The organism is Paraburkholderia sp. RL17-347-BIC-D (genome assembly GCF_046027915.1).
GTDB lineage: Bacteria > Pseudomonadota > Gammaproteobacteria > Burkholderiales > Burkholderiaceae > Paraburkholderia.
On record NZ_JARESS010000036.1, the window covers coordinates 29413 to 42436 of the forward strand.

At 57.6% G+C, this 13024-nt stretch carries 11 protein-coding genes; 5 read left to right on the forward strand and 6 right to left on the reverse strand.

Translation table 11 applies throughout. The features are described from left to right. Positions 1-35: 35 nt before the first annotated feature. Positions 36-1076: an amidohydrolase family protein gene (locus P0D96_RS34010; RefSeq protein WP_408317982.1), complete on the reverse strand. Its 1041-nt coding sequence runs from the start codon at positions 1074-1076 to the stop codon at positions 36-38. Positions 1077-1379: 303 nt separating this feature from the next. On the opposite strand from P0D96_RS34010, the gene P0D96_RS34015 reads away from it, so the two are divergent. From P0D96_RS34015 to P0D96_RS34025, 3 genes are all read left to right on the forward strand, one after another. After that, on the forward strand, positions 1380-2132 hold the full coding sequence (locus P0D96_RS34015) for an SDR family NAD(P)-dependent oxidoreductase (protein ID WP_408317984.1): 753 nt from the start codon (positions 1380-1382) through the stop codon (positions 2130-2132). Between the two features lie 125 nt (positions 2133-2257). Then, complete coding sequence (locus P0D96_RS34020; RefSeq protein WP_408317986.1) at positions 2258-3601, forward strand: MFS transporter; 1344 nt, start codon at positions 2258-2260, stop codon at positions 3599-3601. A 68-nt stretch (positions 3602-3669) separates the two neighbouring features. Then, positions 3670-4005, forward strand: a complete 336-nt coding sequence (locus P0D96_RS34025) for a DUF4148 domain-containing protein (RefSeq protein ID WP_408317988.1) — start codon at positions 3670-3672, stop codon at positions 4003-4005. A 541-nt stretch (positions 4006-4546) separates the two neighbouring features. Here P0D96_RS34025 and P0D96_RS34030 read toward each other — a convergent pair. The 5 genes from P0D96_RS34030 to P0D96_RS34050 all read right to left on the reverse strand — a co-directional run bounded on the left by P0D96_RS34030 (position 4547) and on the right by P0D96_RS34050 (position 9808). Continuing rightward, a complete protein-coding gene (locus tag P0D96_RS34030) occupies positions 4547-5611 on the reverse strand; it encodes an amidohydrolase family protein (protein ID WP_408317990.1) in 1065 nt (354 codons plus the stop codon). Then, entirely contained in the window at positions 5608-6087 is a 480-nt protein-coding gene (locus tag P0D96_RS34035; protein WP_408317992.1) for a carboxymuconolactone decarboxylase family protein, read from the reverse strand. The genes P0D96_RS34030 and P0D96_RS34035 overlap by 4 nt, the downstream gene beginning before the upstream one ends. Positions 6088-6215: 128 nt before the next feature. After that, a complete protein-coding gene (locus P0D96_RS34040; RefSeq protein ID WP_408317994.1) occupies positions 6216-7088 on the reverse strand; it encodes a beta-keto acid cleavage family enzyme in 873 nt (290 codons plus the stop codon). A 98-nt stretch (positions 7089-7186) separates the two neighbouring features. Continuing rightward, complete coding sequence (locus P0D96_RS34045) at positions 7187-8014, reverse strand: SDR family NAD(P)-dependent oxidoreductase (protein ID WP_408317996.1); 828 nt, start codon at positions 8012-8014, stop codon at positions 7187-7189. Positions 8015-8035: 21 nt separating this feature from the next. Then, a complete protein-coding gene (locus P0D96_RS34050; protein ID WP_408317998.1) occupies positions 8036-9808 on the reverse strand; it encodes an NAD(P)-binding domain-containing protein in 1773 nt (590 codons plus the stop codon). A gap of 820 nt (positions 9809-10628) precedes the next feature. Between P0D96_RS34050 and P0D96_RS34055 the strand changes: the two genes are divergently transcribed. Both P0D96_RS34055 and P0D96_RS34060 read left to right on the forward strand, forming a co-directional pair. Continuing rightward, complete coding sequence (locus P0D96_RS34055; protein ID WP_408318000.1) at positions 10629-11795, forward strand: porin; 1167 nt, start codon at positions 10629-10631, stop codon at positions 11793-11795. Between the two features lie 300 nt (positions 11796-12095). Next, on the forward strand, positions 12096-12881 hold the full coding sequence (locus P0D96_RS34060; protein WP_408318002.1) for an SDR family oxidoreductase: 786 nt from the start codon (positions 12096-12098) through the stop codon (positions 12879-12881). Positions 12882-13024: the final 143 nt, after the last annotated feature.

Sequence of the window (13024 nt, forward strand, 5' to 3'; positions counted from 1 at the left end):
GATCGTTACTGCTCCTCGGGCGAATGTAATTGCGACTAAATGGCTAAGCGGTAAGTCTCTGCCGCGGTCTTGCTGAATAAATACTCGCGTTCGTCGGCAGAGTAGGAGCGCGTCATCTTCTTGTACGCATTCCAAAGCACGTGGTAATTGCACATGCCGCGATCTACCGGGAAATTGCTTTCAAACATGCATCGCTGAGGACCAAAACTTTCGATACAGACATCAATATACGGCTTCCATTTCTCAACGAGAAGATCCGACGAAGGCGGTTCTGGGAGCTGATTGAAATTAAACCCGCCGTAGCGCATTGCGAGACCACCGAGCTTGATGACGGTATTGGGTTGCTTGGCCAACGCTTCAATCCTGCTTCGCCATTCCTTGAATACAGCCTCCTTCTGGTCGACGTAAGGGCCAATTCCGACCGGGCCGCCGACATGATTGATGATGACCTTCAGATTTGGGAACGAGCGACAGACATCGAGAGCCTCGTCGAGTTGAGTAAAGAACACCCACAAATCGAGCGTAAGCCGAAGATGGTCTATGCACTTGATAGCGGCTCGCGCCTGGTCTTGCATCAAGATATGCGGCGGGATGTTCAGCGCCCGGACCTGTGAGCTTTCGTGCCACGCCGCAGTAGGCCTGATCCCCCGAAAACGTCCACCGCCTGCCAGAAGATGCGCTTCCAGAACCGGCTGGACGCGATCACCTAACATGAGGTCGGTGGTTCCGATGATCCCCGAGCAAACCCTGGCTGAACCGTATTCGCCGCTTGCGCTTTGGGCAGCGACACCATTGACGAACTCGGTTTCTCCGACTGGCTTCATTTCTTCAGGTCCTTCAGCCCGATACATGGAATGGCACTGGACGTGAACGGTGGACACGACATTGTGTCCAGACTGAAAGTCGGCCAAGGCCTCGTCGAACAGGTATCGGTTGCCCGGCATGTCCCACACATGATGGTGGGGATCGACAATCTTCAGATCGGCGTCGACGATGTCTTCCCGCCTTTTCGCAAGCCATTCGAGATTAACGCCGAGGTGTGCTTTGATTGCGGCCCGGATGGAATCGTCGGACATGCAAGTCTCCTTAATTTAATACCAAATGTGATTAACCGTTGGCGTTCCGGTAATCCGAGTGGAATATATAGAGCTGATGGCGAACAGCGCTTTTGATAAAGCGCGCGTTGACCTGTCAAGAATGCATCAATTCGGCTCCCATATTAGCAGTTCGAATGCACCAAATCGGGCAAGATCCTTACCGTCTGGCGCAAAGATTGGACGCCCCGTGGAGTCTATACTTGAGCGCACAGAGGCGGCTTTTCGTGCGCTTGTTTTGCATTGCCGCCATCAAATATTTCATATCTAGGAGAGGGTAGGTCTATGTCAAAGACAGCAGTTGTAACCGGAGGAGCGTCGGGCATCGGCCGGTGCACCGTCGAGAAGCTTATGACGGACGGCTGGACAGTGTGGGTGCTCGACCTTTCGGAAGGCAAAGCAGAGGAATCGGCGGACGCTCCACGATATCGCTTCCAACGATGTGACGTCGGAAACGCTGAGAGCGTTAAGGCCGCCTTCGATGAGATCAAGCGACATTCGGAGAAACTCGACGCGATGATCTGTTCTGCGGGGGTGATCCGAACGGGGTCTTTGGAGCAACATACGCTGGAGCAAGTTGACGCCATGATTGGCGTAAACCTTAAAGGTCCGTGGCTCTGTGTCCGCGAAGCGCTTCCGTTGCTACGAAAGGACTCGAGTGTCACCGATCCTTCGCGCGTGGTCATCGTTGGGTCAATTGGAGGTATCCGGCCGAAGGTGGGGACGGGTTTCTACGGGGCCACAAAGGCGGCTGTCCATGTTCTCACGGGCGTGCTCGCCGCGGAACTCGCTCCTACCGGGGTGATTGTCAATGCAGTCGCACCTGGCACCGTCGCGACGCCCATGATCGAGTCGGTGCAAACCTCGCAAGATGGTTCGGGATATAAGCTTTCTGGCGACTCGCCGCTTGGTCGGATCGCGCAACCAGAAGATATTGTCGACGTGATCATGTTTTTCCTGAGTGATGCTTCCAGATTCGTGAACGGTACGATTTTGCCCGTCGACGGGGGCACGCGGGCGGCCTTTATCAAGAAGTAGCGGCGGCCGGACGGCCTCAACCGATGAAGAGCCTGGCGACCTGTACGCTCTGGTCGAGCCGGCGCTATTGATACAGACAGGCGGAAGGCGCAATGTCTACAAGAAAGCAGACAGGAGACGGCAGTATGGCTACGAATGTTTATCCTTCTAGCGCGCGGCAGCGAAGGTTTGTGGTTGCATCAACCTTGGCCGGCGCAACTGTCGAATGGTATGACTTCTTCATCTTTGGCGTCATATCCGCCCTGTTCCTGAATAAGCTGTTCTTTCCAACCTTCGATTCGACGACGGGGACTTTTCTTGGCTTCATGACCTTCTCGACCGCCTGGCTGGCGCGACCGATTGGAGGTGTGATCGCGGGCCATCTCGGTGACAGAATCGGACGCAAGACCACACTTATGTGGAGCCTGGTCATCATGGGAGCGGCTACCGTGATGATCGGCCTCTTGCCAACTTATGAAACTGCCGGTTCTGTAGGAGCCATGCTGCTAGTTTTGCTGCGCATTGTGCAGGGATTATCGGCAGGCGCTGAGTATGGGGGCGCGGTGGTGACCGTTGTCGAACACGCGGAGCTATCGAAGCGCGGCTTCTATGGGAGCGTGTCTCAGGTCGGGGCGATGTTGGGCCTCCTTATCGGCAACGGCACTTTCTATCTGATCACGAAGTTAGATCATGCTCCTCTGATGGCTTGGGGGTGGCGGGTTCCCTTCCTCGCTAGTGCGGTGATGTTGATCATCGGAGTCGTTATTCGCGGGCGAATGGCTGAGTCGCCCGACTTCGTCAAGGCACGGGCGGAAGGAACGACAGAACGTCAACCCTTGTTGACATTGATTCGACACTACCCGAGGCAACTCATCTCGGTCATGCTGGCTCAAGCAGCTCCGAATACCTTCTTTTGGATGTGCGCTGTCTTTATGGTTTCATACGCCGTGAAGACGCTGGGCATTAGCCAGACGGGCATGCTAGGCGTCGTCTGCGTCGGTGCGGCAGTAGAGGTCTGCACGCTGCCGCTCTTTGGCATGTTGGCGGACCGCGTGGGCCGACGCAAGGTATTCATTGGCGGACTGATATTTTTGGGGATTGCCGCCTTCCCCTTCTTTATCATCCTTCAGACGAAGGACCTGGTTTGGATTGCTGTAGCGTATGCGGCTTTGCTCGGGGTCGGTCATTCGGCGACCTTCGCGTCACAGGCTTCGCTCTTCGCCGAGATGTTTCCGACTGCAGTGCGGTATTCGGGCTTGTCCGCCGGTTATCAAGCATCAGGTGCGATTTTCGCCGGTCCGCTGCCGATGATAGCGACGCTGCTGATTGCTTCGCATGGCGGCGCTCTCTGGCCGTTTGTGACTTATACGATTTTGATTGCAGTTGTCAGTTTGATTGCGATATTGGTAGGCCGGCCGCACTATACGTTGTTACCCGATATCGGGGTGGAGCATGTAGGCCGATCGCGGCAAGCCGGAATATCGATGTAGACAGTGCTTCGCTTGAGATGCGCGGACGCATCGTCCTGTTGTTATAGACAACCCGACTGGAAACAAGAATGAGATACCCACCTGCAAGAAAATTGGCGGTACTTCTGGCAACGGTTGCAGTGAGTATGGCATGCTTTGCCCCGGCGTTTGCGCAGAGCGGCGGTGGTGGGACGAGTGGTAACAACCCGGATGCAGCCAATCCGGTAGCGGCTTCGAAATCGGCGGCTACGACGAAGGCTCAACGCAAGGCTGCGCGTAAAGAGGCGCGCGCGAAGAAAAATGCCGAATTGAAGCAACTGGAAAGCAACGGGTATAACCCGGGAGCACGCAACGACACAAACTATCCGCAAAACCTTCAGAACGCTCAGAAGAAGGCGGGGAGTGGCGCTGCGGCAAGCCAGTAGTGGCTCGACCTAACTGCGGTTGCCAGTCCAGTTGCGGAATCTCCCCTGATAGTCTGGCAGCCACAGCGCTGGAACAAAGCGAGGCGCTCAGGCGCCTTGTTTCGTTTAGTACACCCCACGTAGCATGACGGGAGAGTTGTCCTTGTAAGTCAATGAGACACGCTGTATGGGTTGACTAGCCAGATGGTAGAGCATCAAAAGATCGACAATGCCTGTCTGGCAGAGTTGCCTTGAACGACAAAAGTTACAGCCGCGCTAGCGTCCGCGCGAGGAAGAGTCGTGTTGTCTGGAACCTTCAACCGTTGCCCGTGCTTTTGCAACTCGGATAGCCTCATAAAAATTTGACTCGGTGGCGAGATGCCTGTTATCCAAGCTGACTAGCCAACCCGCAGGGGCTTTGCACCAGCGCAGTCTTCCATCTTCGATCAGGTCAGTGAACCAACGCCACACTGCGGCGTCTTGCGCGTTAGCGTTGTGCGCGGCCGTCTCTCTAGCCGTCTCGAAACGGCTATTCACGTCTGTCGACTCCTAAGGATTGTCGTCACGCGCGCGCGGGCAGACTTTGCAGACGATAGAAGCGCGAGGCACTGCGCCAGAAAAGGTTGGTCTTTTCGTCGGTACTCGCGCCAGCAACGAGGCGCTTCATGGCGTTCCAGCCAATGCCATAGCTGTAGCTTCCCTTGTCTACGGGAAAGTTGCTCTCGAACATACAGCGCTCAGGTCCGAACGCCTCGATGCACGTTTCGATCCACGGCCGCCACGCTTCTGCCAATTGAATGGACGAGGGCGCGTGTTCCAGCGCGTCGAACTCAAACCCTGATAGCCGCATGCCGAGTCCGCCCAGTTTCATTACAACGTTCGGACAGGCGGCGAGCTCGCTCAGCGATGCTGACCACTGGGCGAATACTTCCTTGCGGCGCCCGGCATAACGTCCGATTCCGAGAATCCCGCCGCAATGATTGACCGCAATCGGTGTCTGTGGGAACGCGCGCGCGAGCGCAGTCAGTCGTGGAATCTGATGAAAAAACAGCCACGTATCGAAGCTGAGGCCAGAGGGCGCTAGTCGAGCGAACCCTGCGCGAAACTCCGGCGTATCAAACATATCCTCGCTCGTTGGGTACGCTGGGTTCAATAAGGCCGAATCGGGATCCCAGGCAGCGATTTGCCGGATTCCGCGGAAACGGCCACCTGACGATACCGGGCCGCCGGCGGCAGCGATGTGGGCCTCCAGCACGGGTTGTACCGAACCTCCGATCCGTAGATCCGCAAACCCAACGATCGCCTCGCATACTCGCACGTTGCCATAACTGCCACTGGCGCACATGGCTGCGATCCCATTAGCAAACTCCGTTTCGCCGATCGACTTCATGGCCTCCGGGCCGCTGGCCCGGTGCATCGCCCTTGCTTGCACGAATACTGTCGCGAGCACGTTGTGGCCGCTGCGCAGGTCGGTGAGAATGTCGTCCAGCAGATACCTGGATCCCGGCCTATCGTATAGATGATGATGGGCGTCGACGATGGGCTGCCCTGGATCCAGCGGGTCTTCACGCTGAGTGGCCAGCCAGTCGAGCCGCACTGCGTTATGCGACCGGGTCTCGCTGCTCATTCCTTTGCCGCGCGCTGCTGAAAGTCCGGATCTTGTAATTCCGGCGCGATGCTGCTCGGCAGGCCAAGCTCGAACGTGTTGAGGGTCAGCGACACAAAGCAGTAGTACCCAAGAACGCCGACAAGCTCTACCATCCCCTGTTCGCCAAGCAGATCAACGCCAAACGCATACAGAGCGTCTGGCACGCGGCCACTTGAGAGCAGGGTCGATGAAACCTCGTAGACTGCCCGTTGCCTCGCATCGTCGAATCGCGGTGTGGAACGTGCAGCAATCGCCGCGATGACGTCTGGATCAAGTCCGGCCTTCAACGCCATCGCCTTGTGCGCTGTCCACTCATGATGCGAGGTCCAATGGCGCCCGCAAACAAGGATCGCGAGCTCCGTGAGGTTCGGCTCCAGTGTGGTCTCGAAGCGCAGTAGCTCTCCGAGTTTCTGCCCGCGACGTGCCAACTCCGGATTGCGCAGCCACGCGATCATTGGCGCCGGTACCTTCCCTCGGCGCCCTGCGACCGTTTCAGCACAAACTGCTGCTTGCGCCGGCGTCATGGCCGCTTCTGGCGGCATCTCCAAGCGAGACATATTGTGTGCTCCTCTGCTTTTACCACTCAGCCAATGTGCAGGATTTCGCGTGCCTGTGCGGGTGTCGCCACCTCTGCGTCGAGTTCGCCGATGATGCGCGCGGCTCGTTCAACCATCGGCGCATTGCCGGGTGAGAGCTGGCCACGGCTCAAATAGAGATTGTCCTCCAGCCCCACGCGCACGTGGCCGCCCAGGAGGACCGCCTGCGCCGCCATCGGGAACTGATGACGCGAAATTCCGAAGGCGCTCCATTGGCTGCCTTCGGGAACCATATTCTTGAGTGCTTGCATCGACTCAGTGCTTGCTGGGGCACCCCACGGGATGCCCAGACAAAGCTGCAGCCACGGAGGATCAGCAAACAAACCTCGCTCGCACAGATGGCGCGCGAACGCTGCGTGTCCGAGATCGAATACCTCAAGTTCTGGTTTCACGCCAGCCTCGCGAATTGCCGCTGCCATCCGCTCCACGTGACTCGGAAGATTGAGGAACGCGTACTTGCTGAAGTTCATTGTCCCGATATCGAGGCTGCAGATATCGGGGCGCAATTCAAGGACGTGTGCCATCCGATCTTCGGGGCTTGCCATCCCGTCGATCGCATTGCGGTTCGGATCGGTGTCGTCAGGGATGTATCGGCCGCCAGCGCCGGTCGTCAGGTTGATCAGCACGTCGCTGCCCGAGTTGCGGATTCGGCGCACAACCTCTGCGTAAAGGGCTGTTTCGCGACTAGGCTTTCCGGTCTCAGGGTCGCGCACGTGGATGTGCACGATCGAGGCGCCGGCAGCGCGAGCAGCCAACGCCTCGTTGGCGATCTGCTCAGGCGTGACGGGGACATGCGGGCTTAGGGCGGTCGTGTCGCCTCCGCCCGTTAGGGCGCAGGAAATGATAATTGAGCGGCTCATGTGGGTCTCCTGTTTCTTTGCTTCGCCAACAATTCGGCGGCTTGCCGAAGCGCTAAAGTGCGCATCGGTCCAGTGGCCTGAACCAAAGTGACTGTGCTTCAGGCTCCGGGCCGGGCAGCGGTCATGCCACCGTCTACGACCAGCTGCGTGGCAGTGATGTAGCGTGCTTCATCGCTGGCGAGGAAGAGCACAGCGTTGGCCACGTCCCACGCGTCGCCCATTCGGCCCATTGGCACACTTGCATTCCGTTTGGCTACGAGCGCCGCAGCGTCGGAGGAGCCTAGTTGGCTGACGAGCCGATGCTCGACGAGGGGTGTGTGCATGACCCCGGGGATGACCGTATTAACGCGGATGCCCTTCTTGACATATGCAATTGCGGTGGAACGGCTGAACGCTACAACGCCGGCTTTCGAGGCCGCATATGCAGCGTTTACACGCCCTCCGACCTGGAAACTCATGTATCCAATGCTGGACACGTTGACAATTGCGCCGCCTTTTCCCTCAGCCTCGAACTGTTGCTCCATGACAGGTAGCACGTGCTTGCAGCCGAGGAATGCTGTCTTGAGGTTCAGGTCCAACTGCGTGTCCCAAACTTCCTCGGTCATGGTGACCGGATCCCCTGGCGCACTGCCACCGACATTGTTGACGAGGATGTCAATGCGGCCGAACCGTGCAAGACAGTCGTCGACCGCTGCCTTCACGTCCGTGCTTACCATCATGTTGCAGGCGCGAGCGGCCCAATTGCTATGCCCCTCCTGCTTCATGATCGCGCTTGTGCTGGCGAGAGCTTCCGCACTAATGTCCACTCCGTAGACGTTGGCGCCCTGACGGGCGAGGAGCACGGCCGTTGCCTTGCCGTTGCCCCAGCCTTCGCCAACTGAACCTGCACCGGTGACGAGCGCCACCTTTCCACTCAAATCATGCATTAAACACTCCGTGTTGCGATCTCAAGCGATCAAGCCAGCTTCGCGCGCTGTAATTTGCAGTGCCATGTAGTGCGAATAGATCCGGGCATGGGCGAAACCGCCGCCGATGAACCACAGTCCCTTCTGGGCAGTTGGCTTGAACATGTTCGCAAGTTCGCCATCGGCATCGAGGCCCCAGATCGGCCCAACTTTGCCGGCAATTTCCTCGCCAAGGATTTCCCGTACCACTTCCTGTTGATTCTGGTACCCAGTGGCGGTGACCAGAAGATCGGCCTTCTCAACGCGACCGTCTTTCATCAACGCGCCGTCGGCCACGAAGCGCTCGAAGTCCTCGTATTGCAGGAGTCCAATCTGGCCGTTGATGATCAAATCAGATGCGCCGCAGTTAAGGTAATAGCCGCCGAAGCGCCGGCGCAGCTTCATCTGATGGCCCGTGCCGTCCTCCCCAAAGTCCAGTTTCATTCCTCTGGCTTCAAGGCCTGCAAGCAGATCTTTGTCGATCTCTTGCATCTTTTTGACGTTCATTTTGTAGCCACGCACGAGCAACGGATAGGTGCCGGAGGCGGCGATCAGATCGCAATCCTCAAGCGGCAGTCCTTCGTTGTAGTAGAGCCCGTGGTTGATGCCGGCGGCATCGACGCTGGCCACGGTGATCGAACCCCGCTGGATGAGCTTGACGTTTGCGCCGCTTTCGCAGAGATCTTGCGCGATATCGTGGCCGCTTGTGCCCGCGCCAAGAACCAATGCGTTTTTTCCACGCCAACGGGAACCTTCGGTGTAGCCGTGCGTATGCAAGATTTCGCCTTTGAAGTCCTCAAGGCCGGGAGCCTTTGCTTTCTTGGGAGCGCCTACAACGCCGTTTGCGAAAACGACGTGCCGCGGGTGCAACACACGCTCGGACCCATCGGCGCGACGGATTTGCGCATTCCAATGGCCAACGGCCTCGTCATATCGTCCCTCGACAAACGTCGTGCCGGTCCACACGTTGATTTCCATGGCCCACGCGTAGGTCTCCATCCAGTTGCCGAGCATGTCCTTGGGGAGATACTTTGGCCAACTCGGAGGGAAGGGCATATAAGCCATATGGTTCAGCGCAACCTGGTTATGAAGCGCCAATGAGTGATACCGTTCGCGCCAAACGTCCCCAACCTTCGCCAGCTTGTCGACAACCAGAGCGTCGACCCCCATTCGCCTCAACCTTGCCGCGACGCTGAGTCCCGCCTGACCGGCCCCGATGATCAGCACCGAAGGTTCGCGGTCGTCAAACGCCTGCTCTTTGGCGCGCCGATCCGCCCAGTTTTCACCGCCGAAATTTCGCGAATACGCGGACCCACCGGGGCGCCGCTCATTGATCGGCTCCTCACGACCCTTTAGTTCATCGAGGGAGGTCATCAGCACCCATGCCTTGTCCGGTTGCGCGGCGAGTAGTCGAACGACGCCGTGTGCCCGTCCAAGCGTCGTCTCAAACTCGAATATCGCTTCGATGACGGACACGCCTGCGCGCTTGACCTCACGTGGCGGGGTACGGTTCGTAGCCACTCTGAAATTTTGGGCCTGAATTGTGGGTTGGACCGCGAGCAGGCAGTTCACGATCGCCGCTGTGCCCTCGTGCGGGCTGATATTCCATGTGAAGGCGAGCAGGTCGCGCCAATGACATTCGTCGGCGAACAGCGACGCCAGATTGGCTCCGTCCCCTGCGCGCAGTGCCTCCTCAAAGTCTGCCAACCAGATTCCGACATGATCTCCGTCGGCGACGCTGCCTGGACGGGTCCAGCTTGCGGTCAATTCTTCCATTGTTCATCCCTTCCGTTACGGAAATCCTGCGACTGAATAGCTGCGAATCGATGTTGAGGATTCTAGGACTCGGGTGTGGCCGTGCCTACGTGGCGTAGTGGCAAGCACCCTTGCTGATGATGCAAAGGTGGGGGACGTGAATGCGCGTCCTCGGCGATCGACATACGTGATGTCGTGATTCAGCCGTCGGGTGTCACGACGGTTGGAGTTTTGGTTGACGCGATTGCTGGGGGTTAGTTGCTTGAAAGCGATGCGGCGAATCGCCGAAGTTGCGACGCGTGGGTTCGCTCATCCGGTTTCGCGTCAAGGTGAGTTCTGGAAGCCACTACATTGAGCCGACGATGCGGAACTGCGGATAAACCCCTATTCCACGGAAATGAGCGCTTACAGTGCTTAAGGACACCGGAGTATCTCTGGTATCCATGGGCGACTGAAATGAACCGCGACCGCTATTTGTTACGCAGTGCGACCACGAAGCTGTAGCAAGAAGTGAGCAAAGGTGCTTGCCAGAATTAGCAAAACTTGGGGGCAGAGAGACACCTACAATGAGCCGGACGGTCAGGAATTCCCGGTGCCAACGGCAAGCATTCGTTAATCGAGATGAAAGCGAGAGTATCAAGGCTCCTTTCGGCCAGCGGGCAGAGAACGGCTAGTTGTCGAAGAACCGACGATGACTAGGTGAGGGGTTCATTGCATGCCGTCTTACGGAATTGCTTCATGTATTTGCGACAGCGATTGCGTGCCATCCATTGTGGCAGCAAGTCAGGCGAAATATAACAAGTCTAATAATTAATTAGTATGACGTACCAAGGAGACAAGGATGAAACGAAAATTGCTATTCTGCGTGGCCCTTTCCATGTTCGCTTCCGGCGTGCAAGCCCAGAGCTCGGTCACTCTATACGGGGTTCTCGACGAAGGAGTCATGTTCCAGAGCAACAATGCCGGCGGTAGACGGGTGTATCTGGACTCCATAAACGGCATCAACGGAAGCCGATGGGGTTTAACCGGGAAGGAAGATCTTGGCGGCGGCCTGCGTGCAATCTTCACGCTCGAATCCGGACTTAACATCAACAACGGTCAGTTCGCGCAGGGTGGGACGGCGTTTGGACGTCAGGCATGGGTTGGGCTGGCCAGCGATAGTTACGGCAGCCTGACATTCGGTCGGCAGATCGACATGGTGGTCTACTTTCCGTCGCCGCTGTCTGTCGCAGGATTGATCTCGACATCCATCTTTTCGCACCCGGGTGATATCGATAACACGGCAAATTCTATTCGGGCGAATAACTCGATACGCTACATGAGCCCAAACTATCACGGCTTCTCCTACGGCGCGGAATATATGGTCGGAGGCGTGGCTGGTAATGTGACCGGCAATAGCGGCTACTCGCTAGGGATGGGTTATACCGGGGGACCGTTTTCGATTGCTGCTGCGTTCGAGTATTTCAAGAATCCTACTTCTGCGACAGCGGGGCAGGGGTGGTTCACGTCAAACGCCAACGGAGTGTCGCTGCTCGCTTTCTCTCTCAATAAGGGATATGTCAGCGCATCGGCATATCAGGTGGGTGTCATCGCCGCCAGTTATAAGATTGGCCCTTTTACCTTGGCTGCGTCCGGTTCCAATGTCCAGTACGCGAACATGACCGGGACCTTGGCGGGGCAGACTGCGCGCTTCAACAACGCTGATATCGGCTTGACCTACGCGTACCGACCTGACGTGATATTGGGCATTGGATACGACTATCTTGTCGGAAAGGGCGTGCAGACGACGAAGGGCGTAACCATCGGGGACCAGCACTACAATCAGGTGGCTATCATGGGCCAATACATCCTGTCGAAGCGCACCGATGTATATCTGGCAGCGGGCTATCAAAGGGCAACCGGGACGTCATCGACCGGCGCGCCTGCAGTCGCAGACTTTACGATTGGGGGGGACTCGTCGAACAACCATCAATTCGTGACTCGTCTCGCAATTCGCCACAAGTTCTGACGGAAACTGACGGGGAGGATCGCGCTCCGGTCCTTTCCTCGCCCGCGCGAAAAACATCGCACGCGACCACAACGTCCTCCAAGCCCTGCGACCGAGGCCGTGGAATAGCCTTGGGACGCGGCACGCCCGCCGTCCAGCATTGATCGAAACCAAATATGCCGACTGTTTTAGAGTTCGACCCATCACTAGAAGAACGTGACGCGGTCGCCATGGGCAGCGGGTTGGAGCTCAAACATCACCCGATCTGCACTTTTCTTAGACGCATCGCTCGATGCCAGCAGACGTCTCGAAGGGAATGACATGGATCTGGGCCTGAAGGCAAAGAAAGTTTTGATTACCGGCGCGTCTCAAGGCATCGGCGAAGGACTCGCGATGTCGTTTGCCCGCGAAGGCTGCGATCTTCTCCTTGTGGCGCGCTCGGCCGACAAGCTAGATGCGATCTCAAAGCGCGCCGACGCCGCGTTTGGCGTGAGTACAGAGGTACTGTCAGTCGATATGACGGCACCGGGTGCCGCCGCTCAGATCGCCGGGTTTGGCCGAGACGCCGACGTGCTGATCAACAACGCAGGCGACATTCCAGGTGGAGACCTATGGGAAGTAGATGAAGCACAATGGCGAGCTGGCTGGGAGCTGAAGGTGTTCGGCTATATCAACCTTACCCGCGCAATTTATCCTTTGATGAAAGCGCGCGGCGGCGGGGTGATCCTGAACAACATTGGCAGTGGTGGCGAGAACTTTGACTTCAACTACATTGCGGGGACGACTGGCAATGCGGCGTTGATGGCCTTCACCCGTGCGCTGGGCGGCCGCAGCCTCGCGGATGACAATGTTCGCGTGATTGGTGTCAATCCGGGACCGGTCGATACCGACCGCGTTCGGAGAGTGCTTGCGGGGCACGCACAGCGCTTACACGGAGATCCGTCGCGTTACATAGAGCTGCTTGCGAACTATCCGTTGAATAGGGCAGCGTCAGTGGACGAGATCGCCGAGCTCTTCGTGTACCTCGCGTCCGATAAGTCGACATACACATCCGGCGCAATTTTTACCGTCGACGGAGGACTTACGTCGCGCCGGTCGGTCGGGTGAGCGTATCCCGCCCGCTCGCCTGGCTCAGTGCTCCGTTCGCACGACAGGAAGAATGATTGCGTGGACCGGAGGGCAACTCCGTCCGAGCTTACAAGCGTTGTCAGCAAGCGGACGTCGGGATTCACGGGCTCGTCTTAAGATGC

Bases quoted from the DNA above. Each gene is read 5' to 3' on its own strand.
- P0D96_RS34010 (WP_408317982.1), bottom strand. From the start codon at position 1,076: ATGTCCGACGATTCCATCCGGGCCGCAATCAAAGCACACCTCGGCGTT.
- P0D96_RS34015 (WP_408317984.1), top strand. From the start codon at position 1,380: ATGTCAAAGACAGCAGTTGTAACCGGAGGAGCGTCGGGCATCGGCCGG.
- P0D96_RS34020 (WP_408317986.1), top strand. From the start codon at position 2,258: ATGGCTACGAATGTTTATCCTTCTAGCGCGCGGCAGCGAAGGTTTGTG.
- P0D96_RS34025 (WP_408317988.1), top strand. From the start codon at position 3,670: ATGAGATACCCACCTGCAAGAAAATTGGCGGTACTTCTGGCAACGGTT.
- P0D96_RS34030 (WP_408317990.1), bottom strand. From the start codon at position 5,611: ATGAGCAGCGAGACCCGGTCGCATAACGCAGTGCGGCTCGACTGGCTG.
- P0D96_RS34035 (WP_408317992.1), bottom strand. From the start codon at position 6,087: ATGATCGCGTGGCTGCGCAATCCGGAGTTGGCACGTCGCGGGCAGAAA.
- P0D96_RS34040 (WP_408317994.1), bottom strand. From the start codon at position 7,088: ATGAGCCGCTCAATTATCATTTCCTGCGCCCTAACGGGCGGAGGCGAC.
- P0D96_RS34045 (WP_408317996.1), bottom strand. From the start codon at position 8,014: ATGCATGATTTGAGTGGAAAGGTGGCGCTCGTCACCGGTGCAGGTTCA.
- P0D96_RS34050 (WP_408317998.1), bottom strand. From the start codon at position 9,808: ATGGAAGAATTGACCGCAAGCTGGACCCGTCCAGGCAGCGTCGCCGAC.
- P0D96_RS34055 (WP_408318000.1), top strand. From the start codon at position 10,629: ATGAAACGAAAATTGCTATTCTGCGTGGCCCTTTCCATGTTCGCTTCC.
- P0D96_RS34060 (WP_408318002.1), top strand. From the start codon at position 12,096: ATGGATCTGGGCCTGAAGGCAAAGAAAGTTTTGATTACCGGCGCGTCT.